Annotated in this window: 27 protein-coding genes; 14 read left to right on the forward strand and 13 right to left on the reverse strand. The window is 64.1% G+C overall.

Translation table 11 applies throughout. The features are described from left to right. Positions 1-35 precede the first annotated feature (35 nt). Both MnOB_RS06100 and MnOB_RS06105 read right to left on the reverse strand, forming a co-directional pair. Entirely contained in the window at positions 36-518 is a 483-nt protein-coding gene (locus MnOB_RS06100; RefSeq protein WP_077523056.1) for a GAF domain-containing protein, read from the reverse strand. Next, a complete protein-coding gene (locus MnOB_RS06105) occupies positions 515-1,405 on the reverse strand; it encodes an ATP-binding protein (protein WP_077523058.1) in 891 nt (296 codons plus the stop codon). Before MnOB_RS06105 ends, MnOB_RS06100 begins: the two co-directional genes overlap by 4 nt. A 98-nt stretch (positions 1,406-1,503) precedes the next feature. Here MnOB_RS06105 and MnOB_RS06110 point away from each other — a divergent pair, with 98 nt between their 5' ends. Beyond that, a complete protein-coding gene (locus MnOB_RS06110) occupies positions 1,504-3,831 on the forward strand; it encodes a response regulator (protein ID WP_077523488.1) in 2,328 nt (775 codons plus the stop codon). Here the strand turns inward: MnOB_RS06110 and MnOB_RS06115 are convergent. The 3 genes from MnOB_RS06115 to msrB form a co-directional block, all read right to left on the reverse strand. Next, complete coding sequence (locus MnOB_RS06115) at positions 3,812-4,279, reverse strand: MarR family winged helix-turn-helix transcriptional regulator (RefSeq protein ID WP_077523060.1); 468 nt, start codon at positions 4,277-4,279, stop codon at positions 3,812-3,814. The genes MnOB_RS06110 and MnOB_RS06115 overlap by 20 nt on opposite strands. Further along, complete coding sequence (locus tag MnOB_RS06120) at positions 4,276-4,761, reverse strand: glutathione peroxidase (RefSeq protein ID WP_077523063.1); 486 nt, start codon at positions 4,759-4,761, stop codon at positions 4,276-4,278. The genes MnOB_RS06115 and MnOB_RS06120 overlap by 4 nt, the downstream gene beginning before the upstream one ends. Positions 4,762-4,877: 116 nt before the next feature. Next, entirely contained in the window at positions 4,878-5,270 is a 393-nt protein-coding gene (msrB, locus tag MnOB_RS06125; RefSeq protein WP_077523065.1) for a peptide-methionine (R)-S-oxide reductase MsrB, read from the reverse strand. A 175-nt stretch (positions 5,271-5,445) separates the two neighbouring features. Here msrB and MnOB_RS06130 point away from each other — a divergent pair, with 175 nt between their 5' ends. The 3 genes from MnOB_RS06130 (at position 5,446) to htpX (ending at position 8,077) form a co-directional block, all read left to right on the forward strand. Beyond that, a complete protein-coding gene (locus MnOB_RS06130; protein WP_077523067.1) occupies positions 5,446-6,657 on the forward strand; it encodes a pyridoxal phosphate-dependent aminotransferase in 1,212 nt (403 codons plus the stop codon). A gap of 6 nt (positions 6,658-6,663) precedes the next feature. Beyond that, a complete protein-coding gene (locus MnOB_RS06135) occupies positions 6,664-7,116 on the forward strand; it encodes a hypothetical protein (RefSeq protein WP_077523069.1) in 453 nt (150 codons plus the stop codon). A gap of 88 nt (positions 7,117-7,204) precedes the next feature. Next, a complete protein-coding gene (htpX, locus tag MnOB_RS06140) occupies positions 7,205-8,077 on the forward strand; it encodes a protease HtpX (protein ID WP_077523071.1) in 873 nt (290 codons plus the stop codon). Positions 8,078-8,245: 168 nt separating this feature from the next. Here the strand turns inward: htpX and MnOB_RS06145 are convergent, their stop codons facing one another. Continuing rightward, the gene (locus tag MnOB_RS06145; RefSeq protein WP_077523073.1) at positions 8,246-8,902 is read right to left on the reverse strand and encodes a thiopurine S-methyltransferase; all 657 of its coding nucleotides are present in this window, start codon (positions 8,900-8,902) and stop codon (positions 8,246-8,248) included. Between the two features lie 99 nt (positions 8,903-9,001). Here MnOB_RS06145 and MnOB_RS06150 point away from each other — a divergent pair, with 99 nt between their 5' ends. Further along, on the forward strand, positions 9,002-9,769 hold the full coding sequence (locus MnOB_RS06150) for a DODA-type extradiol aromatic ring-opening family dioxygenase (protein ID WP_077523075.1): 768 nt from the start codon (positions 9,002-9,004) through the stop codon (positions 9,767-9,769). Positions 9,770-9,954: 185 nt separating this feature from the next. Here the strand turns inward: MnOB_RS06150 and MnOB_RS06155 are convergent, their stop codons facing one another. Next, positions 9,955-11,640, reverse strand: a complete 1,686-nt coding sequence (locus MnOB_RS06155; RefSeq protein ID WP_077523077.1) for a DEAD/DEAH box helicase — start codon at positions 11,638-11,640, stop codon at positions 9,955-9,957. 371 nt (positions 11,641-12,011) lie between these two features. Here MnOB_RS06155 and MnOB_RS06160 point away from each other — a divergent pair, with 371 nt between their 5' ends. Continuing rightward, a complete protein-coding gene (locus tag MnOB_RS06160) occupies positions 12,012-12,803 on the forward strand; it encodes a crotonase/enoyl-CoA hydratase family protein (RefSeq protein WP_077523079.1) in 792 nt (263 codons plus the stop codon). 252 nt (positions 12,804-13,055) lie between these two features. Here the strand turns inward: MnOB_RS06160 and MnOB_RS06165 are convergent, their stop codons facing one another. Continuing rightward, the gene (locus tag MnOB_RS06165) at positions 13,056-13,802 is read right to left on the reverse strand and encodes a spermidine synthase (RefSeq protein WP_077523081.1); all 747 of its coding nucleotides are present in this window, start codon (positions 13,800-13,802) and stop codon (positions 13,056-13,058) included. Positions 13,803-13,968: 166 nt separating this feature from the next. Here MnOB_RS06165 and MnOB_RS06170 point away from each other — a divergent pair, with 166 nt between their 5' ends. The 4 genes from MnOB_RS06170 to MnOB_RS06185 all read left to right on the forward strand — a co-directional run bounded on the left by MnOB_RS06170 (position 13,969) and on the right by MnOB_RS06185 (position 18,236). Continuing rightward, positions 13,969-15,303 carry a flavin-containing monooxygenase gene (locus MnOB_RS06170; protein ID WP_077523083.1) on the forward strand — a complete coding sequence of 445 codons (1,335 nt, stop codon included), beginning with the start codon at positions 13,969-13,971 and terminating at the stop codon, positions 15,301-15,303. Between the two features lie 14 nt (positions 15,304-15,317). Continuing rightward, the gene (locus tag MnOB_RS06175) at positions 15,318-16,100 is read left to right on the forward strand and encodes an SDR family NAD(P)-dependent oxidoreductase (RefSeq protein WP_077523085.1); all 783 of its coding nucleotides are present in this window, start codon (positions 15,318-15,320) and stop codon (positions 16,098-16,100) included. Then, a complete protein-coding gene (locus MnOB_RS06180) occupies positions 16,100-16,822 on the forward strand; it encodes a sulfite exporter TauE/SafE family protein (protein ID WP_077523087.1) in 723 nt (240 codons plus the stop codon). The genes MnOB_RS06175 and MnOB_RS06180 overlap by 1 nt, the downstream gene beginning before the upstream one ends. A gap of 64 nt (positions 16,823-16,886) precedes the next feature. Beyond that, the gene (locus MnOB_RS06185) at positions 16,887-18,236 is read left to right on the forward strand and encodes a class II 3-deoxy-7-phosphoheptulonate synthase (RefSeq protein WP_077523089.1); all 1,350 of its coding nucleotides are present in this window, start codon (positions 16,887-16,889) and stop codon (positions 18,234-18,236) included. A gap of 270 nt (positions 18,237-18,506) precedes the next feature. Here the strand turns inward: MnOB_RS06185 and MnOB_RS06190 are convergent, their stop codons facing one another. The 3 genes from MnOB_RS06190 to MnOB_RS06200 all read right to left on the reverse strand — a co-directional run bounded on the left by MnOB_RS06190 (position 18,507) and on the right by MnOB_RS06200 (position 20,558). Beyond that, on the reverse strand, positions 18,507-19,712 hold the full coding sequence (locus tag MnOB_RS06190) for a winged helix-turn-helix domain-containing protein (protein ID WP_077523092.1): 1,206 nt from the start codon (positions 19,710-19,712) through the stop codon (positions 18,507-18,509). 41 nt (positions 19,713-19,753) lie between these two features. Continuing rightward, positions 19,754-20,254, reverse strand: a complete 501-nt coding sequence (locus MnOB_RS06195; RefSeq protein ID WP_077523094.1) for a DUF3291 domain-containing protein — start codon at positions 20,252-20,254, stop codon at positions 19,754-19,756. 70 nt (positions 20,255-20,324) lie between these two features. Further along, positions 20,325-20,558 (reverse strand): DUF1127 domain-containing protein, encoded by a 234-nt coding sequence (locus tag MnOB_RS06200; protein WP_077523097.1) that lies wholly within the window; start codon positions 20,556-20,558, stop codon positions 20,325-20,327. 97 nt (positions 20,559-20,655) lie between these two features. On the opposite strand from MnOB_RS06200, the gene MnOB_RS06205 reads away from it, so the two are divergent. After that, positions 20,656-21,507, forward strand: coding sequence for a LysR substrate-binding domain-containing protein (locus MnOB_RS06205; RefSeq protein ID WP_077523099.1), 852 nt, complete (start codon positions 20,656-20,658; stop codon positions 21,505-21,507). A gap of 4 nt (positions 21,508-21,511) precedes the next feature. On the opposite strand, the gene MnOB_RS06210 is transcribed toward MnOB_RS06205, so the two are convergent. Next, positions 21,512-22,264, reverse strand: a complete 753-nt coding sequence (locus tag MnOB_RS06210) for a sulfite exporter TauE/SafE family protein (RefSeq protein ID WP_077523102.1) — start codon at positions 22,262-22,264, stop codon at positions 21,512-21,514. Between the two features lie 100 nt (positions 22,265-22,364). Here MnOB_RS06210 and MnOB_RS06215 point away from each other — a divergent pair, with 100 nt between their 5' ends. After that, positions 22,365-23,318 (forward strand): LysR family transcriptional regulator, encoded by a 954-nt coding sequence (locus MnOB_RS06215; protein WP_077523105.1) that lies wholly within the window; start codon positions 22,365-22,367, stop codon positions 23,316-23,318. Here MnOB_RS06215 and MnOB_RS06220 read toward each other — a convergent pair whose 3' ends face one another. Further along, entirely contained in the window at positions 23,319-23,828 is a 510-nt protein-coding gene (locus MnOB_RS06220) for an RDD family protein (protein WP_077523107.1), read from the reverse strand. Positions 23,829-23,966: 138 nt separating this feature from the next. Here MnOB_RS06220 and MnOB_RS06225 point away from each other — a divergent pair, with 138 nt between their 5' ends. Next, positions 23,967-24,413: a MarR family winged helix-turn-helix transcriptional regulator gene (locus tag MnOB_RS06225; protein WP_077523109.1), complete on the forward strand. Its 447-nt coding sequence runs from the start codon at positions 23,967-23,969 to the stop codon at positions 24,411-24,413. A gap of 150 nt (positions 24,414-24,563) precedes the next feature. Then, entirely contained in the window at positions 24,564-25,583 is a 1,020-nt protein-coding gene (locus tag MnOB_RS06230) for an alpha/beta hydrolase (RefSeq protein WP_077523111.1), read from the forward strand. The last annotated feature ends 6 nt before the right edge of the window (positions 25,584-25,589 follow it).

Raw genomic sequence — 25,589 nt, forward strand, 5'->3', positions numbered from 1 at the left:
CCCGGACAAGTCCGGGCTTTTTCTTTGCCGCGCGATCAGCAATCGGTCAGGCGCAGGAAAATCGCTGCCAGCTGCTCGATACCGGCCTGGTCCTCTTCCTTGAAGCGCGCCAGATTCGGACTATCCAGATCGAGCACGCCGATCAGACGCCCCTCCTTGACCAGCGGAACCACCAGTTCACTGTTGGATGCGCTGTCGCAAGCGATGTGTCCGGGGAAGGCATGTACGTCCTCGATGCGCTGGGTCTCCCGGGTACGTGCCGCCGCACCGCACACGCCCTTGCTGAAGGGAATGCGCACACAGGCGACCTTTCCCTGGAACGGGCCGAGCACCAGCTCTTCATTGCGATTGAGATAGAAGCCCGCCCAGTTCAGGTCCGACAGCTCATTGAAGAGGAATGCGGAAAACTGCGAGCTGTTGGCGATGAAATCACGCTCGTCAGCCAGCAGGGATTCCAGCTGCGCGGCCAGCAGCGCATAGCCCGCAAGGCCGCTACCGGCCTGCTGCAGATCGATCATTTGGAAGACTCCAGCAAAGCGAGCCCAACCCAGTGGCGGGCAAATTGATAGGCACAGCGGCCGTTGCGATTGCCGCGCCCCAGGGCCCAGCGAATCGCCAGTTTTTCCAGTTCCTCGGTCCACTCCCAGTTCAGGCCCGCGGGTTCGGCCAGGACGCCGATCCAGTGACGGACAACGGCGAGGAAGTGGTCCTGGGTGAAGGGATAGAAGGACAGCCAGAGGCCGAAACGGTCGGACAGCGCAATCTTGTCTTCCACCGCCTCGTTGGGATGCAGCTCGCCATCGACCATCTGCCAGTGCTCGTTGTCGCTCTGCTTTTCCGGCACCAGGTGGCGGCGGTTGGAGGTGGCGTAGAGCAGCACATGGTCCGGAGCGCGCTCCAGGGAACCATCCAGCACGCTCTTCAGCACGCGATAGTCGCCCTCGCCCGCCTCGAAGGAGAGGTCGTCGCAGAACACCACGAAGCGCTGCGGCAGGCCGGCCAGTTGCTCAACCACGCGCGGCAGGTCCGCCAGGTGATCACGCTCGATCTCGATCAGGCGCAGGCCAGCACCGGCGTGCTCGGCCAGCAGCGCGCGAACCAGCGAGGACTTGCCGGTTCCGCGAGCGCCCCACAGCAGGGCGTGGTTGGCCGGAAGTCCATCGACGAACTGGCGGGTATTGCCGGCCAGTTGCTCGCGCTGCTTGTCGACGCCGATCAGGTCGGCCAGGGACAGGTCCAGACTCACATCCAGCGGCTGCAGGTAACCACTGCGACCATCACGGTGCCAGCGTGCAGCCAGGCTCTTCTGCCAGTCGATCACCGGGCGAGGCACCGGCAACAGGGGTTCGAGACGGGCCAGCACCGCATCGGCACGCTCGAGAATCTCAAACAGACGGGAATCCACGTTCAACTCCTAGTTCAGCCGCAGCCTTCAGACGCTGTCGGCAGACCGGATAGGCTATGCTTGGCAAGCCCTCGGAACAAGGCCAAATCCCACGTCCCATGGATATTCCGCTGACACAACGGCTGTCGTTCAAGCAGGCCAGCCTGACGGTGCTGGTGGCGTTCATCCTCGGCACCGTTCTCAGCATCGTCCAGGTCGCCAGCGACTACTTCAACGAAAACGAGTCGATCGACCGGGAAATCAAGGCCCTGCTCGAGATCGCCCACAGCCCTGCCGCGCGCATCGCCTACAACATCGACGCCGAACTGGCCCAGGAGCTGGTGCTCGGCCTGTTGCGTTCGCCGGCGGTGATCCGCGCCGAGATCGTCGATAACAACGGCGCGATGCTCGCCAGCGTGGGCCGGCCACGAGCCGAAAGCGATTTCCGCATCTTCAGCGATTACCTGTTCGGTGAGCGACGCGAGTTCGAAGACCCGCTCTACATCGTCCATGCACCCAACGAGACCCTGGGCGTGCTCCGCCTGGAAGTGGACACCTTCGCCTTCGGCAACCACTTCCTGCGCCGCGCCATGATCACCCTGCTGAGCGGCTTCGTGCGCAGCCTGCTGCTGTCGCTGATCCTCCTGGTGCTCTTCTACAGCATGCTGACCAAGCCCCTGGTGGAACTGATTCGCGGGCTCAGCGAGCGCGATACGCGCGCCTCGCCGGACGCCAAGCTGCCCTGCCCACCCAGCCACGAGCACGACGAGATCGGCGTGCTCGTCGGCGTCATCAACCGCCAGTTGGCCAGCCTGGCGACCGAGATGCAGCAGCGTCGCGATGCGGACCAACGTCTGAACCAGTACCTGGCCGAACTGGAGGACATCGTTTCGGCCCGCACAGCCGAGCTGAAGGCCGCGAACAGCCGCCTCAGCCGCTACAACCAGGAACTGGAAGTGGCGCGCGGCACCGCACTGGAAATGGCCAAGGCCCGCGCCGCCTTCCTCGCCAACATGAGCCACGAGATCCGCACCCCGCTCAATGGCTTGCTGGGCATGCTCGACCTGGCCCTCGACGGCCCGCTGAACAACGAGCAGCGCCGCCAGCTGCAGATCGCCCATGACTCCGGCAGCGTGCTGGTGGAACTGCTCAACGACATCCTCGACCTTTCCAAGTTCGAAGCCGGCCAATTGGAGCTGGAGCAGATTCCCTTCGACCTGGGCACATTGCTGGAAGACACCGCCAACCTGCTGTCGCAGAACACCGCCCCCGGTGTGGAGCTCACCTGCCTGGTCGATCCGAAGCTGCCGTCATTGGTAGTCGGCGACCCCACGCGGGTACGCCAGGTGATCAGCAATCTCCTGTCCAACGCCCTCAAATTCACCCGTTTCGGCCGTGTCGACCTGCGCGCGGCACCCAGCCCCGGCGGCGTGCTGATCACCGTCCGCGACACGGGTATAGGCATCTCCGCCGAAGCGCTGCCCAAACTGTTCCAGCCCTTCTCACAGGGCAATGCCGGCATTACCCGCCAGTTCGGCGGAACCGGCCTGGGCCTGGCGCTGACCCGCCACCTCTGCGAAGCCATGCAGGGGCAGCTTGAGGTGAAATCACAGGAAGGCGTGGGCAGCCTGTTCAGCGCCGAACTGCCGTTGGTAGAGCACAGTCCGGCTGAACCACGCGCCCCCATGCAGGGCAAGGTCGTCGCCTTGTGCGGGGCGAAGAGCGGGCTGGCAGAACTACTGGGAATCTGGCTGCCGATCTGGGGCCTGAAGTTCGAGCGACGGGACCGGGATGCCGATCTTGCCGACGTTCAGGCAGACCTGCTGATCAGCGACGACCCGGATTACCTCGAACATGTGCGCCGTACCGCGCAGATCCCGATCCTGCTGGTGACCGGCTACGGCAGCTTCCTGCCACCCCCGCGGGCGGCGACGCTGACGCCGCTGCACCAACTGGCGCGCCCCCTGTCGCGGGCGGCGCTGCACCAGGCGCTGCAACGGGTCCTGCTGAAACTCCCGGAGGAGGTATCGGCCCTTGTCACGCAAGCAGCCGAGCCGCAGCTGCGCCATGCGCGTGTTCTGCTGGTGGAAGACAATGCCGTGAACCAACTGGTGGCCAAGGGCATGCTGGCCAAGCTGGGCTGCGAGGTGTTGCTGGCAGGTCACGGCGCCGAGGCCCTGAGTCACCTGGAGCAGACGACCGTCGACCTGGTGCTGATGGACTGCAACATGCCGGTGATGGATGGCTACGAAGCCACCCGACGCATTCGCCAGAGCGGGCGCTGGCAGGACCTGCCGATCATCGCCCTGACCGCCAACGCCCTGCCGGACGAGCGCGAGCGTTGCCGCGCCGCCGGCATGGACGACTACCTGGCCAAGCCCTTCCGCCGCGAAGAGCTGGTGGCGCTACTCGACACCTGGCTGCCGGCTACCCAGGCAACCCCATGAGCTGACCCAGCAACTCGCCGAGACGCGCGCGCAATTCCGCCATCTCGTTGAGATCCAGGCCGCTGGAGCAGATCAGCTCATCACGCAGGGGCATTACCTTGTCCCGCAAGGCAATGCCCTCCTCCGTCAATGCCAGGTGCACTTCACGCTCATCATGGGCCGCGCGCCGGCGACGCACGAAGCCAAGCTGCTCCAGGCGCTTGAGCAACGGCGTGAGCGTGCCGGAATCCAGCAGCAGCCGCTCGCCCAGAGCCTTGACCGTGGGCTGCTCGGGCGGACGCGCGTGCCACTCCCAGAGCACCAGCATCGCCAGGTACTGCGGGTAGGTCAGGCCAAGGGACTCCAGCAGCGGCCGGTATCCGCGGATCACCGCGCGAGAAGCTGCGTAGAGCTTGAAGCACAGCTGGTTGTCCAGCAGCAGCTCCGGCTCGATGGATGGCGCGTTCATTTCAGCAGGGCTTCGATCTCGGTGCTGATCTCTTCCGGCTTGGTGGTCGGCGCGAAGCGCTTGATGAGCTGGCCATCCTGGCTGATCAGGAACTTGGTGAAGTTCCATTTGATGCCTTGGCTACCCAGCAGGCCCGGCGCACGCTGCTTCAACTGCACGTAGAGCGGGTGGGCGTTGGCGCCGTTCACGTCGATTTTCTTGAACAGCGGGAAGCTGACGCCGAAATTCAGTTCACAGAACTCGCTGATGGCGCCTTCGTCACCCGGCTCCTGCTTGCCGAACTGGTTGCAGGGGAAGCCCAGCACCACCAGGCCCCTGTCCTTGTACTGCTGCCAGAGGCTTTCCAGGCCTTTGTATTGGGGGGTGAAGCCGCACTTGCTCGCGGTGTTGACCACCAGCAGCGCCTTGCCGGCGAAATCCGAGAGGGTCTTCTGCTCACCTTTGATGGTGGTAACGGGGATATCGAGAATCTTGTCGCTCATGGTCGGAACCTGTTCTGGAGGAAATCCAGAAGAAAATAGCTCCCAATTAAATTGCGTGCAATTTAATTTCACTATGAAAAGGCCCGCCTCGCGGCGAGCCTTGTCAGTGGGACCCTTCAGCGTGGCTCGAGCTTCAGCGATACCGAATTGATGCAGTAACGCATGCCCGTAGGTCGCGGACCGTCGGGGAAGACATGCCCCAGGTGGGAATCGCAGCGGGCGCAACGCACTTCGACGCGATGCATACCATGACTGAAATCCTCGAGCTCGGTGATGACGTCCTTGCTCACCGGCTGGAAGTAGCTCGGCCAGCCGCTGCCGGAGTCGTACTTGGCGTCGGAATCGAACAGCGCTTCGCCGCAACAGGAGCAGTGATAGATGCCCGGGGTCTTGGTGGCGTAGTACTCCCCGGTGAACGCACGCTCGGTGCCACCCAGGCGGCAGACGTGGAACTGGTTGTCGGAAAGCTCCTCGCGCCAGCTTTCCAGGGGTTTCTCAAGCTTGTCCATGACAGTCCTCGGCAGTGTTAAAAAAGCCCGGTCCCGACCTTTTCGGGCCAACGGGCCGCACGTATCATGCGCGATTCATCAGACGCCAGTCTGGCAGCGGCGTTACAGGCTGCCAAGGCGCATCGATCCCCGTCGCCCTCGCGCGACTCTTTTCACCTCGGGACAGTTACGCATCATGCAGGTCAGCAAATCGAACAAGCTCGCCAACGTCTGCTACGACATTCGCGGACCGGTGCTCAAGCACGCCAAACGCCTGGAAGAGGAAGGCCATCGCATCCTCAAGCTGAACATCGGCAACCCGGCGCCGTTCGGTTTCGAAGCCCCGGAGGAAATCCTCCAGGACGTTATCCGCAACCTGCCCACCGCCCAGGGCTACAGCGACTCCAAAGGCCTGTTCAGTGCGCGCAAGGCCGTGATGCAGTACTACCAGCAGAAGCAGGTCGAAGGCATCGGCATCGAGGACATCTACCTCGGCAACGGCGTATCCGAGCTGATCGTGATGTGCATGCAGGCCCTGCTGAACAACGGTGACGAGGTCCTGATCCCGGCGCCCGACTACCCGCTCTGGACCGCCTCGGTGAGCCTCGCCGGCGGCAAGCCGGTGCATTACCTGTGCGACGAGCAGGCCAACTGGTGGCCAGACCTGGAAGACATCAAGGCCAAGATCACCCCGAACACCAAGGCCATGGTGATCATCAACCCGAACAACCCCACCGGCGCCGTCTACTCGAAGGAAGTCCTCGAAGGCATGGTGGAGCTGGCGCGCCAGCACAACCTGGTGGTCTTCTCCGACGAGATCTACGACAAGATCCTCTACGACGAAGCCGTGCACATCTCCACCGCCTCCCTGGCGCCGGACGTGCTCTGCCTGACCTTCAACGGCCTGTCCAAGTCCTACCGCGTGGCGGGCTTCCGCTCCGGTTGGGTGGCCATTTCCGGTCCCAAGCAGAAGGCCCAGAGCTACATCGAAGGCATCGACATCCTGGCCAACATGCGCCTGTGCGCCAACGTGCCCAGCCAGCATGCGATCCAGACCGCACTCGGCGGCTACCAGAGCATCAACGACCTGGTTCTGCCCAACGGCCGCCTGCTGGAACAGCGCAACCGCGCCTGGGAACTGCTCAATGACATCCCCGGCGTCAGCTGCGTAAAGCCCATGGGCGCGCTCTACGCCTTCCCGAAGATCGACCCCAAGGTCTGCCCGATCCACAACGACGAGAAGTTCGTCCTCGACCTGCTGCTCTCCGAGAAGCTGCTGATCGTCCAGGGCACCGCCTTCAACTGGCCGTGGCCTGATCACTTCCGCGTGGTCACCCTGCCCCGCGTCGACGATCTCGAACAAGCGATCGGCCGTATCGGTGGCTTCCTCAAGTCGTATCGCCAGTAACGTCCCATGGACCTGCAGATCGACGACTTCTACAAGGATTGCGCCACGGGCCTGCTACAGCTGTATCAGGCCTTTCCAAGGCGGGTCGCGCTCTATGTGGAAGACCTGATCGGCCCGTCCGAGCCGGATGAATTCGGCCTGCCCAGCAAACGCCACGAAAGTTGCCTGGGCGCCCTCCTCTGGCTCGCGGACGAGGGTTATCTGCGCTTCGACAGCACCATTCATTTCGAAGCGCTGGACCAGGCAGTGCTCACAGAGAAAGGCTTCCTTCGGCTTTCCCGCGTACTGCCCGACGCCCTGGACGCCCCGGAAACCCTGGCCGCCAGCATCCTGCGGGTTCGCGCCAGCCTTGCGCAGCAATTGCGCGAAGCACTTCGCAGCGCCGACAGTGAACGACTGGTACGCCTGACTCGGCTAATCTTCGAAAGCAGCGCAAAGGCGTCAGGCGACATAGTTTGAAATAGTCCCCGGTTGAATACGCCAGGGCCGCCCCTTATATACCCCCGCATACCAAACCGCTTTCCGCCGTGAGGAGATTGTTCCAATCATGATGCGCATTCTGTTGTTCCTGGCCACAAACCTTGCAGTCCTGGTGATTGCCAGCATCACGCTGAAACTGCTGGGCGTAGACCGCTTCACCGGCCAGAACTACGGCAGCCTGCTGGTCTTCTGCGCCGTGTTCGGCTTCGCCGGTTCGCTGGTTTCGCTGTTCATCTCCAAGTGGATGGCGAAGATGAGCACCGGCACCGAAATCATCACCCAGCCGCGTACCCGCCATGAACAATGGCTGCTGCAGACCGTTGAGCAACTGTCCCGCGAAGCCGGCATCAAGATGCCGGAAGTCGGCATCTTCCCCGCGTACGAAGCGAACGCTTTCGCCACCGGCTGGAACAAGAACGACGCACTGGTGGCCGTGAGCCAGGGCCTGCTGGAGCGTTTCTCCCCTGACGAAGTGAAAGCCGTGCTGGCCCACGAGATCGGCCACGTCGCCAACGGCGACATGGTCACGCTGGCCCTGATCCAGGGCGTGGTGAACACCTTCGTGATGTTCTTCGCGCGCATCTTCGGCAACTTCGTCGACAAGGTGATCCTGAAGAACGAAGAAGGCCCGGGCATTGGCTACTTCATCGCCACCATCTTCGCCGAACTGGTCCTGGGCATCCTCGCCAGCATCATCGTCATGTGGTTCTCGCGCCGTCGCGAGTTCAAGGCTGACGAAGCAGGCGCCCACCTGGCCGGCACCAACGCCATGATCGGCGCCCTGCAACGCCTGCGCGCCGAGCAAGGCGTACCGGTGCAGATGCCCGACAGCCTGACTGCCTTCGGCATCAACGGCGGCCTGAAGCACGGCCTCGCCGGCCTGCTGATGAGCCACCCGCCGCTGGAAGACCGCATCGAGGCCCTGCGCCGCCGCGGCTGAAACGAATCACACTGACTTGGGCGGCCAATTGGCCGCCCTTTTTTTGCGCAGCATTTTCCACAGGCCACGGCGCAGCACCTTGATGGGTTTCGCTTCGCTCTACGCCATCCTACCTGTAGGGGCGAATTCATTCGCCAAGCAGGGCGCAGCCCTGCCGAAAGATACTCCTCAACGCCGCGCCAGGCGGAACACCGGCTCATGCAGGCTATCCAGCCCGCGAGAGGCGAACTTCCAGTTCTTCTCCAGCACGTCGTTACGCTCCAGCAACTCCACTTCCCAGCCTGCCTCCAGATGACTGCGCACTTCGGATTCGGGCACCGAGAACGGCGGACCATCCAGACGCGCCTGCTCGTAGTCCAACGTCACCATCAGCCCGTCACAACGCGCGGGTAGGATGCGCTGCAGATGCGCCACGTAGTCATCACGCATGGCGGGCGGCAACGCGATCAACGCAGCGCGGTCGTAGAGCGCGTGACACGCGGCGACATCCGCCGCGGTGACGGCGAAGAAGTCACCCTGAAGAATCTCGATGGCGCCAGCGCTGTAGCGACGCAGGGCGCCCTGTTGCGACACCTCGGGCTTCAGCCCCTGCTCGGCGAAGAAATCCTCCACCGCACGCTCGGCCAGCTCAACGCCCAGCACCCTGTAGCCCTGCCCGGCCAGCCACACCAGATCCAGCGTCTTGCCACAGAGCGGCACCAACACCTGGCATCCCCTCGCCAGCCCCAGCTTCGGCCAGTAGCGCTCTAGGTAGGGATTGACCTCGCGCAGGTGGAAGCCGATCTGATTCTCCGCCCAGCGTGCTTGCCAGAACTGCTCGTCCATGACGCCTCCATCAATTCGATCAAATAGCTCAAATATTTATGCTGGATATCGATATATCCAGCCCGGATGATGCCGGCATCCTACCGGAGGAATTCTGAAATGCTACCCAGCCTCTACATCTCCCATGGCTCGCCCATGCTCGCCCTGGAGCCCGGCGAAAGCGGTCCGGCACTCAGGGCCCTGGCCGCTGCGCTGCCACGCCCCAGGGCGATCCTGGTGGTCTCCGCCCACTGGGAAAGCGACCAGTTGCTGCTGAGCGGCGCTGCGCATCCGGAAACCTGGCACGACTTCTACGGCTTTCCACCGCCGCTCTACGCCGTGCAATACCCCGCGCCCGGCGCGCCCGAGCTGGCCGAAGAAATCGCCGGCTTGCTGACTGGAGCCGGACTTCCAGCCAGCATCGACACGCAGCGCCCCTTCGACCACGGCACCTGGGTACCGCTTTCACTGATGTATCCGACTGCCGATATCCCGGTGGTCCAACTGTCCCTGCCGAGCCGCCTCGGCCCCGCCTTCCAGACCCGAGTCGGGCAAGCGCTGGCAAGCCTGCGCCAACGCGGAATCCTGCTGATCGGCTCCGGCAGCATCACCCACAACCTGGGCGAACTGGATTGGCGCGCCGGCCCGGAAGTCGTCACACCCTGGGCGAAGGAGTTTCGCGACTGGATGGTGGAGCGCCTGGAAGAAGACGACGAAGACGCACTGCACGCCTACCGCACAGAGGCGCCCCATGCCGCGCGCAATCACCCACGGGACGAGCACTTGCTGCCGCTCTACTTCGCCCGAGGCGCCGGCAAGCGCTTCGGCCTGGTGCACAGCGGCTTCACCCTGGGTGCGCTGGGGATGGATATCTATCGGTTCGACTAAGAGGCGATGCGCTTGTAGGGGCGAATTCATTCACCATGCAGCCCGCAGGACTGCTGGCGAGGCCGAAGGGGGCAACTGCGTCGCCCTTGGCGAATGAATTCACCCCTACAAAGAATCGATACCTCAATGATCGGACACAAAAAAGCCCCGCTAGTGCGGGGCTTTTCTGTTTACAGCGGCGCGTATCAGTCTTCGCGGTAGCGGCGCAGCTTCAGCTGCTTGCCGGCGACGCGGGTGTCCTTCAGCTTGCCCAGCAGGCGGTCGAGACCTTCTTCCGGCAGCTCGATCAGGCTGAAGGTTTCGCGGATCTGAATGCGACCGATGGCGTCACGGGCAATGCCGCCCTCGTTGAGGATGGCACCCAGCAGGTTCTTCGCGGCGATGCCGTCGCGAGTACCCAGGGCGGTACGGCAACGCACGCGGCCTTCGGCCAGCGGCATCGGCGCACGGCGCTCGCGGTATTCGCCACGCTCACCACGCTCAGCACGCTCGCCACCTTCACGCTCACGACGCTCACGCGGCTGGGAGGTCGGCACCAGGGGCTGCTCGCGCTCAACGTCGGCGAGGTTCAGCGCCTGGCCATTGGTGGCCTTGCGCAGCAGCGCCGAGGCCAGGGCACGCGGGCTGCAGCCGATGTCGGCGATCAGACGGTCAAGCAGCTCGCCGTGGCTGGCTTCAGCATCAGCCACCAGCGGAGTGAGGCTGGCAGTGAGCTTCTTGATGCGCGCGTCCAGAACCTGTTGCGCGTTAGGCAGGCGCACTTCGGCGACTTTCTGGCCGGTCACACGCTCGATCACCTGCAGCATGCGGCGTTCGCGCGGGGTCACCAGGAGCAGCGCACGACCATCACGGCCGGCACGACCGGTACGGCCGATACGGTGCACGTAGGATTCCGGGTCGTAGGGCATGTCCACGTTGAACACGTGGGTGATGCGCGGCACGTCGATACCGCGAGCGGCAACGTCGGTGGCGACCACGATGTCCAGACGGCCATCCTTCAGCGACTCGATCACACGCTCACGCTGGTTCTGGGCGATGTCACCGTTCAGCGCGGCGGCTTTGTAGCCCTTGGCTTCCAGGGCACTGGCCAGGTCCAGGGTGGCCTGCTTGGTGCGCACGAAAGCGATCAGCGCGTCGAATTCCTCGACTTCCAGCAGACGCAGCACAGCCTGGGTCTTCTGGTCGGCATGAACCATCAGGTGAGCCTGCTCGATACGGGCTACGGTCTGGGTCTTGGCGGCAATCTTGACGTGTTGCGGGGTTTTCAGGTGACGCTCGGCGATCGAACGGATCGACGGCGGCAGGGTGGCGGAGAACAGCACGCTCTGACGGCTTTCCGGAAGAGCTTCGAAGATCACTTCGAGGTCATCCATGAAACCGAGCTTGAGCATTTCGTCCGCTTCGTCCAGCACCAGCTGCTGCACGGTGGCGAGCATCTTGTCATCGCGACGCAGGTGGTCGCACAGACGGCCGGGAGTCGCCACGATCACCTGGGCGCCCTGGCGCAGGGCCTTGAGCTGCGGACCCATGGGCGCGCCGCCGTATACGGCGACCACGTTCAGGCCGGGCATCTGCTTGGCGTAGGTTTCGAAAGCGGTAGCAACTTGCAGTGCGAGCTCGCGGGTCGGTGCCAGGATCAGCGCCTGCGGCTCTCGTTTGGCCGGATCGATGCGCGACAGGATCGGCAGCGCGAAGGCTGCAGTCTTGCCGGTACCGGTCTGGGCCTGGCCAATCATGTCGTGACCGGCAAGGATTACCGGAATCGACTGGGCCTGGATGGGGGACGGCTCTTCATAGCCGACCGCAGCGATTGCGGCCAGTACATTGGGATGAATGCCGAGCGCGGCGAAAGTGCCGATTTCCTGGGTCATGGGTCTGCCTCATGTGCATCCGCAAAGACCCTTTGTTCCATAGCTGCACATGCCGTGAAGGACCTTGTGGGTCGCCCTGGCAGCCTGGTAGAGAATTTGCGTGATCGCTTTATTGGGAATGGATGAAACGTCAAGGGTAGCCCGCAGCGCGGACTTGCAGCCGAAGGCAAAGTGCCTCGGGAAAAAACGCAGTACTTGAACGGAGCCGTCGATTGGCCGGCGCGCATCATACAGGATATATCTTGCTCGCGTGCAGATTTTTCTACACCCGCATTACCTCTCCGCCAGACGGTTTAGGCCAATGGACAAGCCTTCCGTGCGGGTCTATATCCCACCTGCCCTCCCGCTATTCCCACAAAGGAACACCATCCATGTCCACCAGTTCCGTCGGCCGCGTCAGTCGTGAAAAGCGCGGCCACATCATGCTGATCGGCCTTGACCGCACACCCAAGCGCAATGCCTTCGACCAGGCGATGCTGGATGATCTGGTACTGGCGCTGGGCGAGTACGAACGGGACGACGATGCTCGCTGCGCGCTGGTCTTCGCCCATGGCGAGCATTTCACCGCCGGGCTGGACCTGGCCAATGTCGGCGACGCCTTCCGCCAGGGCTGGACAGTGCCCGCTGGCGCCGTCGACCCCTGGGGCACCTTCGGCGGCCCGCGCCTGAGCAAGCCCCTGGTGGTCGCCGTGCAGGGCTACTGCTACACCATCGGCATCGAGCTGATGCTGGCGGCCGATATCAACCTCTGCGCCAGCAATACCCGCTTTGCCCAGATGGAAGTCCAGCGCGGCATCTTCCCCTTCGCCGGCGCCACCCTGCGGCTGCACCAGATCGCCGGCTGGGGCAATGCGATGCGCTGGCTGCTCACCGGAGACGAATTTGACGCCCATGAAGCCTATCGCCTGGGACTGGTCCAGGAAGTGCTCGCCAGCGAAGACTTGCTGCCCCGCGCCATCTGGCTGGCCGAGCGCGTGGCGGCCCAGGCCCCACTCGGCGTCCGCGCCACCCTGGCGTCGGCGCACCAGACCCTGGATGACGGCGAGAAGGTAGCGGCCGCCGCACTGCAGGCCACCGCACAGCAGCTGCTGACCACCGAAGATGCCAAGGAAGGCCTGCGCGCGATGCTGGAAAAGCGCGAAGGGAAATTCAAAGGGAAATAGCCAACACCGAGTTCATCCTGCAGCGATCAACCCCCGCACGGCCCCTATTTGTAGGAGCGAGCTTGCTCGCGAACCGCCCAAGCACGAGCGTTCGCGAGCAGAGCTCGCTCCTACAGAAGCACCGAGTTCATCCTGCAGTGATCAACCCACGCATGGCCCTGTTTGTAGGAGCGAGCTTGCTCGCGAACAGACCAAGCACGATCCTTCGCGAGCAAGCTCGCTCCTACCAGACCACCCCATCCACGCGGGCACTCAGGTCGCCGGCCGCACCACATCCAGCAGCGATTGCAGCGAATACCCGAGACTCGGCGCCAGGGCCTCGGCCTTCGCCTGAAGCGCCTCGTGATCCAGCACTTGGTCCAGGTCAGCCGGAACGAAGAGCACCACATTGCCCTCCTTCACCGGGCACTCCCAGTAATGGTGATGGAAAAGCCCGCGCAGCAAGGCGGCGCCCAGAGGCTTGCCGTCGTCCGCCGCCCACTGGTTGATCACCAGCCAGCCACCGGGGCTGAGGCGCTTCTGGCAGGCGCCGAGGAAATTCCAGGCCAGATGGCCAACGCCCGGACCGTGATCGGTATAAAGATCAACGAAGATCAGGTCCGCCGGCTCGGCGCTGTCCAGCAGTTCAAGGGCGTCACCAATGCGCACGTAGAGGCGGGGATCGTCGGTCAGGCCGAGATACTCCATGGCCAGCCGTGGCACATCCGGGCGCAGCTCGATCACTTCCACATCTTCCAGTGGCAGGAACTTCAGGCAGGCCTGAGTCAGCGTCCCGGCCCCGAGACCGAGGAACAACGCGTTCTCCGGCGCTGCATGGCACAGCGCGCCCAGCAGCATGGCGCGGGTGTAGTCGTATTCGAGCCAGGCCGGGTCAGCCGTGAAGACGCAGCTCTGCTCCACCGCCTCGCCGAATTCGAGGATGCGGTAAGGGCCGACTTCGTAGACGCGGATCACGCCGAATTCATCATGCACTTCCGCGAGCAGGCGCTCCTCGGACATCAAGTCATCACTCCTTCAAGGCCGGTGCTGACAATTCGCACCAACCCGGCGCAACACCGGCGCCTATTGCCATTGAAGCCGGAGCTGGTGCTCCCGGCATAATCCGAACCGCGCGCCCCAGGGGCGAAAACCGCACAAGAATAACAGCGCAGAGGTCGAACCCAGCATGTACGCCATCATCGGCGCGGGCCCAATGGGCCTGTGCAGTGCCCGCCAGTTACAGAAACACGGCATTCCCTTCATCGGCTTCGAGCTGAACGGCGATGTCGGCGGCCTCTGGGACATCGACAATCCCCACAGCACCATGTACGACTCGGCGCACCTGATCTCCTCCAAGCGCACCACCGAGTTCACCGAATTTCCGATGGATGCCGAGGTAGCCCCCTACCCGCACCACAGCGAAATGCGCCGCTACTTCCGTGATTACGCGAAACACTTCGACCTTTACAGGCACTTCCGCTTCAATACCCGCGTGCTGCACCTGGAACGCCAGGAGAAGGGCTGGAAGCTGGTCAGCGAAACGGACGGCCAGCGTCGCGAAGACCATTTCGACGGCATTCTGATCGCCAACGGCACCTTGCACACACCGAACCGCCCCGCCCTGCCCGGCCAGTTCGACGGCGAAGTGCTGCACTCGGCGGACTACCGCTCGCCCGCCCTATTCGACGGCAAGCGCGTGCTGCTGGTGGGCTGCGGCAACTCGGCCTGCGACATCGCGGTCGACGCTGTGCATCGCGCTGCTTCGGTCGACCTTTCGGTGCGCCGTGGTTACTACTTCCTGCCCAAGTTCATCCTTGGCCGCCCGACCGATACGTTCGGCGGCGCCGTGAAACTTCCCCGCCGGCTCAAGCAACTGGTCGACGGGCTGCTGGTCCGCGCGCTGGTGGGCAAGCCTTCACAGTACGGCCTGCCCGACCCCGACTACCGGCTGTACGAGTCCCATCCGGTGATGAACTCCCTGGTGCTCCACCACCTGGGTCATGGCGACATCAAGGCGCGCCCGGACATCGCCCGCATCGAGGGGCGCAGCGTGACTTTCAGCGACGGCCGCCAGGCCGAGTACGACCTGATCCTGCAAGCCACCGGCTACAAGCTGGATTACCCCTTCATCGAACGCGCCGAGCTGAACTGGCCCGAGCGTGCCGGCGCACCGCAGCTCTACCTGAACATCTTCCATCCCGAGTACGACGACCTGTTCATGATGGGCATGGTCGAGGCCTCCGGCCTCGGCTGGCAGGGCCGTGCGGAGCAGGCCGAACTGGTGGCCCTGTACATTCGCCAGTTGAAGACCGGCAGCCCGGCGGCTCGCTCCTTCCAGCAACTCAAGCGCGAGCGCGCCGGCCTGCGCCTGGACGGCGGCTACCAGTATCTGGAACTCGAGCGCATGGCCTACTACGTCCACAAGGACAGCTACCGCGCCACCATCGCCCAGCACAGCGCGGAACTGCGCAAGGACCTGACCACCCGCAGCCAGCCCATGGCCGCCCAGAACCTGGCCTGACGCGGAGGCGCACCATGAGAGTCGTCCTGATCACCGGCGCCGCCAGCGGCCTCGGCTGGGAACTGGCGCGCGCCTGTCACGCCGCTGGCGACGCACTGCTGCTGACAGACGTCGATGCCGCCGGCCTGGCTGCACGAGTCGCAGAGTTGGGTGAAGAGCGCGTCGCAGGCGTAGCCGGCGACATCACCGACAGCGGCATCCATGCGCAACTGGTCGACGTCTGCAGCGAGCGCTTTGGCCGCCTTGACCTGCTCATCAACAATGCCGGCATCACCCACCGCTCACCGACCATTCACACCGCACCGCAGGTGCTGCGCCGGGTGATGGCGGTGGATTACCACGCGCCGCTGGAATTGACCCTGGCCGCCCTGCCATTGCTGCGAGCCAGTCGGGGCCAGGTGATTGCCATCGGCTCGATGGCCGGCTGGATGCCGGTGCTCGGCCGCGCCGGCTACTGCGCGGCCAAAAGCGCCCTGACCCAGGCGTTCGAAGTGCTGCGCGCGGAAATCGCCCGCGACGGTGTGGGGCTGCTGATGGTCTATCCCAGCTTTCTCGACACCCCCATCGAGCGCAACGCACTCGGGGGCGATGGCCGTCCCGCGCAACACGCACGCTCGACGGTGGGCAAGGTACGCGGTGCCGACTGGATGGCGAGGGAGATACTCAAGAGCGCGAGCACCCGCCAGCAGCGACTGTTCCCCGACCGCGGGAGCTGGCTCGCCAGCCTGCTGTGGCGGCTGGCGCCAGCCCTGTATTACCGACAAATGAGTCAGCGCTTCGCCGGAGAACTGGGCTGATGGAATTCGCCTGGCTGGTCCTGGGCGGTTTCATCCTGCTTGCCTACACCCTGGAAGCCATCACCGGCTTCGGCAGCACCATCGTTGCCCTGTCCCTGGGCGCCCTGCTGCTGCCGATCCACGATCTGCTGCCGGTACTGGTACCGCTGAATATCCTCATGAGTGGATTTCTCGCCTGGCGCCATCGACGCCTGGTGCAATGGCGCCTGCTGCTGGTGACCGTACTGCCGGGGATGGTCGTCGGCACGCTGGTCGGCTATGGCCTGCGCCCCTGGCTGGACGATGGAGCGATGCAGCTGGGCTTCGGCGTGCTGATCCTCTGGTTCGCCCTGCGCGGGCTTCTCCAGGGCGCTCCCCAGGGCCGCACGCCGACCTGGATGACGCGCCTGCAAACCGGTGCGGCCGGTATCAGCCACGGTCTGTTCGCCTCTGGCGGACCGCTGCTGGTGCATGCCCTGGCCGCTACCCCGCTGGACAAGGCAAGGCTGCGCGCCACCCTCCTCTGCGTCTGGTTCGGCCTCAACAGCCTGCTGACCCTGGCCTTCTTCATCGACGGCAGCCTGGCGCCGGCGCTGCCTCGCGTCGCCGTCTATGCGCCGCTGCTGGTACTCGGGGTGCTCGCCGGGGAATACCTGCACAAGCGCCTGGCCGAAGCGCATTTCCGTACCGCCATCCACCTGCTGCTGTGCCTCTGCGGCGTACTCCTATGCTGGCGCGCCTAGCGCCGCTTCCGGGCCTTTCGGTTACCATGGCGCATCTACCGCAAGCAGCCGTATCGAGACCCTGATGAGCAGCCAAGAATGGAGTCCTGAAAGCTGGAGGGAAAAACCCATCCAGCAGCAGCCCGAGTACCCGGACGCCGCGAAACTGGCGCATGTCGAGCAGACCCTGGCGAGCTACCCGCCGCTGGTGTTCGCGGGCGAGGCGCGTGAGTTGCGCCGCCAGTTCGCCGAGGTGACCGAGGGTCGTGCCTTCCTGCTGCAGGGCGGCGACTGCGCTGAAAGCTTCGCCGAATTCTCCGCCGCGAAGATCCGCGACACCTTCAAGGTGCTGCTGCAGATGGCCATCGTCATGACCTTCGCCGCCGGTTGCCCGGTGGTGAAAGTCGGCCGCATGGCCGGCCAGTTCGCCAAGCCGCGCTCTTCCGGCAACGAAACCCAAGGCGACGTCACCCTGCCGGCCTATCGTGGCGACATCGTCAACGGCATCGGCTTCGACGCCGCCAGCCGCGTGCCGGACCCGGAGCGCCTGCTGCAGGCCTACCACCAGGCCACCGCCAGCCTCAACCTGCTGCGTGCCTTCGCCCAGGGCGGCTTCGCCGACGTGCACCAGGTGCATCAGTGGAACCTCGATTTCATCGCCAACTCGGCGTTGACCGAGAGGTACAGCCAACTGGCCGACCGCATCGACGAAACCCTCGCCTTCATGCGCGCCTGCGGCCTGGACAGCGCCCCGCAATTGCGTGAAGCGAGCTTCTTCACCGCCCATGAAGCACTCTTGCTGAACTACGAGCAGGCCTTCGTCCGTCGCGACAGCCTCACCGGCAACTGGTACGACTGCTCCGCGCACATGCTCTGGATCGGTGACCGCACCCGTCAGCCGGACGGTGCCCATGTGGAGTTCCTGCGCGGTGTCGGCAACCCCATCGGGGTCAAGGTCGGACCGAGCATGGACAGCGACGACCTGATTCGCCTGATCGACATCCTCAACCCGGAAAACGACCCCGGCCGCCTCAACCTGATCGTGCGCATGGGCGCCGAAAAGGTCGGCGATCACCTGCCACGCCTGATCCGTACCGTCGAAGGTGAAGGCCGCAAGGTGCTGTGGAGTTCGGACCCCATGCACGGCAACACCATCAAGGCCTCCAGCGGCTACAAAACCCGCGACTTCGCTGCCATCCTCGGCGAGGTGAAGCAGTTCTTCGAGGTCCACCGCGCCGAGGGCACCTATGCCGGTGGCATCCACATCGAAATGACCGGACAGAACGTCACCGAATGCATCGGCGGCGCCCGCCCGATCACCGAAGACGGCCTCTCAGACCGCTACCACACCCATTGCGACCCACGCCTGAACGCCGACCAGTCCCTGGAACTGGCCTTCCTGATCGCCGAGACGCTGAAGCAGATTCGGCGCTAGGGCATTCGCTTTTCCTGTGGGGGCGAATTCATTCGCGAACAAGCATCCACGTTCGTAGAACGTGGACTTGCGGTAGCTCCCCGAACAGTAGTCCGACCTCGTTAGCTCGGTCTGGACCGTAGGGTGCGCTACGCGCACCGATTCAAGGCTCCGCCCAGGCACCACATCAAACAGCCGGTGCGCACGGCGCACCCTACCGAATCAGCCGGTGACAAAGGACTTGGCTTCCCAAGCTCGAATGAGCCAGCTCCCACAGGCTCCTACTGGGATTTAGCCCAGGCACGCCTGCAACCGCACAGTCCCCGGCCGCCGGCAGGTGACCACTACCTCGTCCAACCCCAGCCACGCCGCCATGCCCTGCAGGTTGTCCGCCAGGGCCTGCATGCCGGACTCGCTGAGGCCATGTTCCTCTTCATGCAACGCGTGCACCGCCAGGCGGCCCTGGGCACGCTCGGCACGCAGGTCGACGCGAGCAGCCAGGCGTTCGTCATGCAGGAACGGCAGCACGTAGTAGCCGAACTGGCGCTTGTGCTGGGGCGTGTAGATTTCCAGCCGGTAGCGGAAGTCGAACAGGCGCTCGGTACGTGCCCGCTCCCAGATCAGCGAGTCGAAGGGCGACAACAGTGCGCTGGCCTTGACCTTGCGCGGCACCTTGGGATCACCCAGGCAATAGGCGGGCTGCTTCCAACCATCGACCTGCGCCGGCTGCAGCGCGCCCTCTTCCACCAGTTCGGCCAGCCGAGCCTGGCTGTCGCTGGTCTCCAGGCGGTAGTAATCGCGCAGATCCCGCTCAGTGGCCACGCCCAGCGCCTGGGCCGCGCGCAGCAGCAATTGTCGCTGGGCATCGGTCTCGGACATTTCCGGCTGGTTGAGGATGTCAGCGGGAATCACGCGCTCCGGCAAGTCGTAGAGACGCTCGAACCCCCGGCGCCCAGCTACGGTCACCTCGCCGGCAGCGAACAGCCATTCCATCGCATGCTTTTCCGCGCTCCAGTCCCACCAGGGTCCGGCTCGCTCCTCGCGCGTGCTCAGCGCTCCAGCCCCCAGGGGTCCCTGCTCGCGTACCGACTGCAGGACGCGCTGGATCACCTCCTGTTGCTCGAACCCGAACTTCGCCAGCTGCTGGTAAATGCCCTGGCCATTGGCCGCCCGGCGCATACGCCAGCGCATCAGCGGATAGAGTTCCAGCGGCAGCAGCGACGCCTCATGGCCCCAGTACTCGAACAACGCCCGGCGCCGGGGCTTGCCCCAGGCCAGGTCGTCCAGCAGTTCACGATCGTAGTGGCCCAGACGGGAAAAGGCCGGCAGATAGTGGGAGCGCACCAGGGCGTTCACCGAGTCGATCTGCACCACCCCCAGCGCGTCCAGCTGCGCCAGCAATTGCCGATGGCGGATCGCGCCACGTGGCGCACGGGCGAAGCCCTGTGCCGCCAGGGCCAGGCGACGGGCTTCGGGAAGGGACAGACTCAGCGTCATAGGGCTTCATGCCAACAGGGGAATGACGCTTCACACTAGCATCAGCCCGCCTGGCTTTCGCGCTCCAGTTCAGCAGGAACGAAAGGCACGGACTGGTCCGGCGCGAGGAAGGTCTGGCGGAAGGTGAAGGCCTCCGGCGTGGGGCCGGATTCACGCAGCCGGGCCAGGCGTGCCGCGGCCTCCTGGACATCGGGCCGATGCCCCTTGGGAATCCACCAGAGCACCTGGTGCATGCTGGAGGCTCGCTCGAACCATTCCTTGCGCCGCTTCAGCATCTCGACATGGGCCGAGCGGTAGACGAAATCAGTGAGGCTGCCCACATCGCGCCAGACCGAAAGGTTGACCAGGATTTCCGGGCCGAAAGGACGCAGGGAGGTGGCATCGCCCTCCTCGTCCTGAAGCCGCCAGACATAGCCCGACGACCGCTCGGCAAGGGCATTGACCGGCACCAGGTTGGCCACGAAATCGGCCATCTCGGGGGAGTCCAGAGGCGCCTTCATCACGGCGATATTCAGTTGGGCAAGCTCGTAGGTGTTCGACATGGTTTCCTTTCCCTTTCATCAAATGTGCGGCCCGCCCTGCGCTTCACCGTTGGCGGGCCGCATCCAGGCGTCACTTCTTCAGCGGGTCTTCCCAGAAATGGCGCTCACTTTCCTCCATTACATCAGCCCGGGACAAACCGATGTCCTTGAGCATCGCATCGCTCATCCGCTGGAGCTGCTCGCGCTCATGCGCCAGTTGCTCCCAGCGCCTTACCGTGTGCCAGACAGCGGCGAGCCAGCTTTCCTGATGAGGCCCGTACCCAGCGTGATGTGAAGTACCGATAAAACCGTGTTGACCTTTCATCTTGGTGTCCTCCCAGTGGGGATGGCGCCAGTTTCCAACCAGGACTAAGATCAATCCAACGAATGTTTCTGATGCAGTGCATCTCAGGATTTGATGAATGAACTACCCATCCATTGATACCGAATTGCTGCGCACCTTCGTCGCCATCGCGGATTACGGCGGCTTCACCCGTGCAGCCGAGATGGTCAACCGCACCCAGTCGGCCGTGAGCATGCAGATGAAGCGACTGGAGGAAGACGTGCTGCAGCGCGCGGTGTTCGAGCGCGACGGCCGCCAGGTCAAACTCACCGCCGAAGGGCAGATATTGCTGGGCTACGCGCGGCGCATACTCAAGCTGCATGGCGAGGTGATGAACACCCTGCGCCAGCCGCACATGGTGGGCACCGTGCGCATCGGCACGCCGGATGACTACGTCATGCGCTTCCTGCCGGGCATCCTCTCACGCTTCGCCCAGGCCTATCCGCTGGTGCAGGTGGAGGTGCATTGCGAATCCACGTCCCAATTGCTGCAGCGCCAGGACCTGGACCTGTCCATCGTCACCCGCATGCCGGGGCATGAAATCGGTGAACTGCTGCGCCAGGAACGCTTCGTCTGGGCCGAAGCCATCGGCTTCAGCCCCCACGAGCAATCGCCCATGCCGCTGGCCATGTTCAACAGTGACTGCTTCTGCCGCGCCTGGGCCTGCAACGCGCTGGACGCCATGGGCCGCGAGTACCGCGTCGCCTACACCAGCCCGAGCCTGTCAGCGATCATGGCCGTGGTGACCGCCGGCCTGGCAGTGACCGCGCAACTGCAGAGCCTGATCACGCCGGAGCTGCGCATCCTCGACGAGAGCGAGGGACTGCCCCAGCTGCCGCTGTGCAACATCATGCTGCTGCGCAATGAGCGCAATCAGTCGCCCGTGACCGACACCCTGGCCGAGCACATCATCGAAGGTTTCCGGATCTGACGCGTCACTTGACCACAAGCAACACGGCACACAGCAGCAGGAAGGCGCAGAACAGCGAACGCAGTACGCGCTCCGGCAAGGCATGCGCCATGCGGACTCCCCAGCTGATGCTGAGCAGGCCACCCAGCGCCAGCGGCAGCCCCATCGCCCAGTTCACATGATCGTGCAGACCGTAGGTGGCGAGGGTCACTGCGGTACTCGGCGCGGCCAACGCCAGCGAAAGACCCTGGGCCATGACCTGGCTGGTGCCGAATACGCTGGTCAGCACCGGCGTTGCAATCACCGCCCCGCCAACGCCGAACAGGCCGCCCGCAGCCCCTGCGATGCCGCCCAGCACCCCGAGCCAAGGCCAAGGGTGGCGCAACTCTGCGCTGGCCTGGGCCTTGGCCATGAACATCCGCGCGAAGTTGTACGCGGCAAGCGCCAGCAGGAAGACGACGAACGCCAGGCGCATGCTTTCCGCATCGACCCGAACCGCAAACAACGATGCCAACCAGGCGAAACCGAAACTGGTGGCCGCCAGCAGGACTGCATAGCGCGGGTCTATGCGGTTGCGCTGGTGATAGCGCCACAGCGCCAGCAGCACATTGGGCACCACCATCACCAGGGCCGTGCCCTGTGCCAGTTGCTGGTCCAGGCCGAAGAGTACGCCCAGCGCTGGAATGGCGATCAACCCCCCACCGATGCCGAAAAGTCCACCCACGGTGCCGAGCAAGGCACCCAGCGCGATGTTCAGTGCAAAAGCCAAAAGATCCATGCCACCTCCGCGTCGATAGAGGGATGCTACCGGCGACCGGTTGTCGCGGAAACGCACAGCGGCGCACAATGGCTTTGCGTATCTCGCAAAGGCAAACCTGATGAACCCTGATGCCCTGACCGAGCAACTGGCCCTCTTTCTCGACGTCCTGGAGGCCGGAAGCTTTTCCGCTGCGGCGCGTCGCCACCCGCTCACACCCTCTGCCGTCGCGCGGCGCATCGATGCCCTGGAGCGCGCCCTGGGCAGCAATCTGTTCGTCCGCAACACCCATGCGGTGAAAGCGACGCCCGCTGGCCTGGCCTTTGCCGAACGGGCAAAACGGGTCTTGGCGGAACTGCGCCTGGCCCGCGCCGAAGCGGTGTCCCTGAGCAGCGCACCGGAAGGGTTGATCCGCATCGATGCGCCGAGCCCGTTCGGGCGCCGGCACCTGGCACCGGCCATTGCGGAGTTTCTCACCCACTACCCCGGCCTCGATGTGCAGTTGCGGTTGATCGACAGCTTCATCGACATGCACGGCGAAAGCCTCGGTCAGGTAGACCTGGTACTGCGGATCGGCCCGCTGGCCGATACGCGCCTGGTTGCCACGCCGCTGGCGCCACTGGTGCGGATTCTCTGCGCCAGCCCGGACTACCTGCGCCGTCGCGGCATCCCCCGCGATCCGCGCGAGCTGCCCGACCACGACGGCCTCGACTGGGACGCGCTGGCGCCCCCTTACGCCTGGCGCTTCGAAGTGGACGGCAAGCTCCAGCACATTCGACCGGGGCGCATGCGCATGACGGCCAACAACGCCGAGACCCTGCTTTTCAGTGCCGTGGCCGGTCACGGAATCGCCCACTTGCCGACCTGGCTCATCAGTGAACATCTGGTGCGCGGCGAACTGGTGCCGCTGTTCTGCGAAGACGGCTTGCCGCCGCCGGAGCCCAGCGGCATCTATGCGCTACGCCTGGAAGGGGAAGCCAGCTCGCGGAGCAGGCTGTTTCTGGAATTCCTGAAGAGTCGATTCGGCCCGGTGCCGCCCTGGGACCTCGCCTTGAGCGGCCTCGGACGCGACTGATCAACGCGGTAGCTGAACCACCCGTGTGCCTGCCAGCAGGTCATGCAGGCAACGGCGATCGCCACGGAAGATGAACAGGTAATCCACCAGCACCAGCAGCACGCCCACGACCGGGATATAGGCCAACAGCCACCAAAGCAGATATCGCTTGAGCAGCAGGTTGCCCAGTTCGGGGACCTGGCCATCGAGGGTGACGATGGCGATCTTCAGCAGCCGCTTGCCGAGCGTCTGGCCGAAGTTCTTGAGGAAATGCCCGTTGACCAGCAGGAACACCGCGATCCCGACCACGAGGCTCAGCAACTGCTGGCCCAGGCTCGGTTCGATGCCCTGCTGGGCGGCGGCGAAGGTGCCCGAGAAATAGGCCACCGGTACGGTCACCAGGCTCATGATCAAGCCATCTATCAGCGCCGCAGCCAGGCGCGTCCAGCGTGAAGCGAGCAGAGGTTCGGCGGCACTGTTGACGGTGAGTTCCGCAGCGGGTGCCTGATAGGGGTTTTGCAGGTTGTCCATGACGCAGTCCTTGCAGTGGTTGACCGGGAAATTGTGGCCTACGCGAGAACACCTTGCTGCGCGATGGGAAGAATGAATTTTGCCCACGAAAGGCTTGCGCGCTAAATTGGTCACCATCACTGCCCATGGAGACCGACCATGTCCGATTCCACCTGCAAGGAGCTGATGCTCGACAACCAGCTCTGCTTCGCCCTCTATTCCACGTCGCTGATGATGACCAAGGTCTACAAGCCACTTCTCCAGGAGCTGGGCCTGACCTACCCGCAATACCTCGCCATGATGGTGCTCTGGGAAGGCGATGGCATCACGGTCGGTGAAATCAGCAACCGCATGCTCACCGATCCCGGCTCCCTCACCCCCCTCCTCAAGCGTCTGGAAGCCGAAGGTTTCATCACCCGCACGCGCAGCAGCAAGGACGAGCGCGTGGTGGAACTGCGCCTTACCGAGCAAGGCCGTGTCCTGCAGGAGAAGGCCAGGAAGGTGCCGGCGTGCATTCTCGCGGCGACCGAACGTACGACGGATGAGCTGACCGTCCTCAAGGAAGACCTCGTGTCACTGCGCAACAGTCTGGGAAAGGCCGTCTGACGGCCTTATACCCATATCTCCACGGTGTTATTCCAAAGTCTTCCAACATTTATCTTGCGCACTAAATAAATCGCGATTAATTTCTGCCTCACGCACTTACTTAGCGCGCAATATTTTAGATAGCAAATTAAACAGACTGAGGAACACGCCATGAAATCGATCAGCACCGTAGTCGCAGGCAGCCTTCTCGCCCTCTCCGTGAGTCACGCGTTCGCCGCTGGCAGCCCGGGCGTCGAACGCAACACCCAGGCCTTCCTCGAAGCCCTGGCCGCCGGCGGTGGCCAACCCCTGGAAACCCTGGCACCCAAGGATGCCCGCGCGGTGCTGGTAGGCGCACAGGCCAGTGTGAAGCTGGAGCTGCCGAAAGCCGATGTCAGCACGAAGACCATCGACGCCGATGGCCAGAAGATCGACCTGACCATCGTCCGCCCTGAAGGCGCCAAGGGTGAACTGCCCGTGTTCATGTTCTTCCACGGCGGCGGCTGGGTGCTGGGCGACTACCCGACTCACGAGCGCCTGATCCGTGATCTGGTGACCAACTCCGGCGCGGTGGCTGTCTACGTCAACTACACACCCTCTCCCGAGGCCAAATACCCGACCGCCATCAACCAGGCCTACGCCGCCACCAAATGGGTGGCCGAGCACGGCAAGGAGATCGGCGTGGACGGCAAGCGCCTGGCCGTCGCCGGCAACAGTGTTGGCGGCAACATGGCCGCAGTGGTCAGCCTGATGGCCAAGGACAAGGGCACGCCGAAGATCCGCTTCCAGGCCCTGCTGTGGCCGGTAACCGATTCGAACTTCAACAACGCCTCGTACAACCAGTTCGAGAACGGCCACTTCCTCACCCGCAACATGATGAAGTGGTTCTGGGACAGCTACACCACTGACCCGAAACAGCGCGCCGAGATCTACGCCTCGCCGCTGCAGGCTTCGACCGAGCAGCTGAAAGGCCTGCCGCCGGCACTGGTGCAGACCGCCGAGTTCGATGTGCTGCGGGATGAAGGTGAGGCCTACGCCCGCAAGTTGGACGCCGCTGGCGTCGAGGTCACCTCGGTGCGTTACAACGGGATGATCCACGACTTCGGCCTGCTCAACGTACTGGCCAAGGTCCCCGGCACGCGCGCCGCAATGCAACAGGCCGGCGAGGCCATCAAGGAGCACCTGAGGTAGGAATGG

It is taken from the genome of Metapseudomonas resinovorans (genome assembly GCF_002003485.1).
GTDB lineage: Bacteria > Pseudomonadota > Gammaproteobacteria > Pseudomonadales > Pseudomonadaceae > Metapseudomonas > Metapseudomonas resinovorans_D.

What these genes read in the sequence shown, in the direction of transcription:
- MnOB_RS06100 (WP_077523056.1), bottom strand. Translation starts at nt 518, where the DNA reads ATGATCGATCTGCAGCAGGCCGGTAGCGGCCTTGCGGGCTATGCGCTG.
- MnOB_RS06110 (WP_077523488.1), top strand. Translation starts at nt 1,504, where the DNA reads ATGGATATTCCGCTGACACAACGGCTGTCGTTCAAGCAGGCCAGCCTG.
- MnOB_RS06115 (WP_077523060.1), bottom strand. Translation starts at nt 4,279, where the DNA reads ATGAACGCGCCATCCATCGAGCCGGAGCTGCTGCTGGACAACCAGCTG.
- MnOB_RS06120 (WP_077523063.1), bottom strand. Translation starts at nt 4,761, where the DNA reads ATGAGCGACAAGATTCTCGATATCCCCGTTACCACCATCAAAGGTGAG.
- msrB (WP_077523065.1), bottom strand. Translation starts at nt 5,270, where the DNA reads ATGGACAAGCTTGAGAAACCCCTGGAAAGCTGGCGCGAGGAGCTTTCC.
- MnOB_RS06130 (WP_077523067.1), top strand. Translation starts at nt 5,446, where the DNA reads ATGCAGGTCAGCAAATCGAACAAGCTCGCCAACGTCTGCTACGACATT.
- MnOB_RS06135 (WP_077523069.1), top strand. Translation starts at nt 6,664, where the DNA reads ATGGACCTGCAGATCGACGACTTCTACAAGGATTGCGCCACGGGCCTG.
- htpX (WP_077523071.1), top strand. Translation starts at nt 7,205, where the DNA reads ATGATGCGCATTCTGTTGTTCCTGGCCACAAACCTTGCAGTCCTGGTG.
- MnOB_RS06145 (WP_077523073.1), bottom strand. Translation starts at nt 8,902, where the DNA reads ATGGACGAGCAGTTCTGGCAAGCACGCTGGGCGGAGAATCAGATCGGC.
- MnOB_RS06150 (WP_077523075.1), top strand. Translation starts at nt 9,002, where the DNA reads ATGCTACCCAGCCTCTACATCTCCCATGGCTCGCCCATGCTCGCCCTG.
- MnOB_RS06155 (WP_077523077.1), bottom strand. Translation starts at nt 11,640, where the DNA reads ATGACCCAGGAAATCGGCACTTTCGCCGCGCTCGGCATTCATCCCAAT.
- MnOB_RS06160 (WP_077523079.1), top strand. Translation starts at nt 12,012, where the DNA reads ATGTCCACCAGTTCCGTCGGCCGCGTCAGTCGTGAAAAGCGCGGCCAC.
- MnOB_RS06165 (WP_077523081.1), bottom strand. Translation starts at nt 13,802, where the DNA reads ATGTCCGAGGAGCGCCTGCTCGCGGAAGTGCATGATGAATTCGGCGTG.
- MnOB_RS06170 (WP_077523083.1), top strand. Translation starts at nt 13,969, where the DNA reads ATGTACGCCATCATCGGCGCGGGCCCAATGGGCCTGTGCAGTGCCCGC.
- MnOB_RS06175 (WP_077523085.1), top strand. Translation starts at nt 15,318, where the DNA reads ATGAGAGTCGTCCTGATCACCGGCGCCGCCAGCGGCCTCGGCTGGGAA.
- MnOB_RS06180 (WP_077523087.1), top strand. Translation starts at nt 16,100, where the DNA reads ATGGAATTCGCCTGGCTGGTCCTGGGCGGTTTCATCCTGCTTGCCTAC.
- MnOB_RS06185 (WP_077523089.1), top strand. Translation starts at nt 16,887, where the DNA reads ATGAGCAGCCAAGAATGGAGTCCTGAAAGCTGGAGGGAAAAACCCATC.
- MnOB_RS06190 (WP_077523092.1), bottom strand. Translation starts at nt 19,712, where the DNA reads ATGACGCTGAGTCTGTCCCTTCCCGAAGCCCGTCGCCTGGCCCTGGCG.
- MnOB_RS06195 (WP_077523094.1), bottom strand. Translation starts at nt 20,254, where the DNA reads ATGTCGAACACCTACGAGCTTGCCCAACTGAATATCGCCGTGATGAAG.
- MnOB_RS06200 (WP_077523097.1), bottom strand. Translation starts at nt 20,558, where the DNA reads ATGAAAGGTCAACACGGTTTTATCGGTACTTCACATCACGCTGGGTAC.
- MnOB_RS06205 (WP_077523099.1), top strand. Translation starts at nt 20,656, where the DNA reads ATGAACTACCCATCCATTGATACCGAATTGCTGCGCACCTTCGTCGCC.
- MnOB_RS06210 (WP_077523102.1), bottom strand. Translation starts at nt 22,264, where the DNA reads ATGGATCTTTTGGCTTTTGCACTGAACATCGCGCTGGGTGCCTTGCTC.
- MnOB_RS06215 (WP_077523105.1), top strand. Translation starts at nt 22,365, where the DNA reads ATGAACCCTGATGCCCTGACCGAGCAACTGGCCCTCTTTCTCGACGTC.
- MnOB_RS06220 (WP_077523107.1), bottom strand. Translation starts at nt 23,828, where the DNA reads ATGGACAACCTGCAAAACCCCTATCAGGCACCCGCTGCGGAACTCACC.
- MnOB_RS06225 (WP_077523109.1), top strand. Translation starts at nt 23,967, where the DNA reads ATGTCCGATTCCACCTGCAAGGAGCTGATGCTCGACAACCAGCTCTGC.
- MnOB_RS06230 (WP_077523111.1), top strand. Translation starts at nt 24,564, where the DNA reads ATGAAATCGATCAGCACCGTAGTCGCAGGCAGCCTTCTCGCCCTCTCC.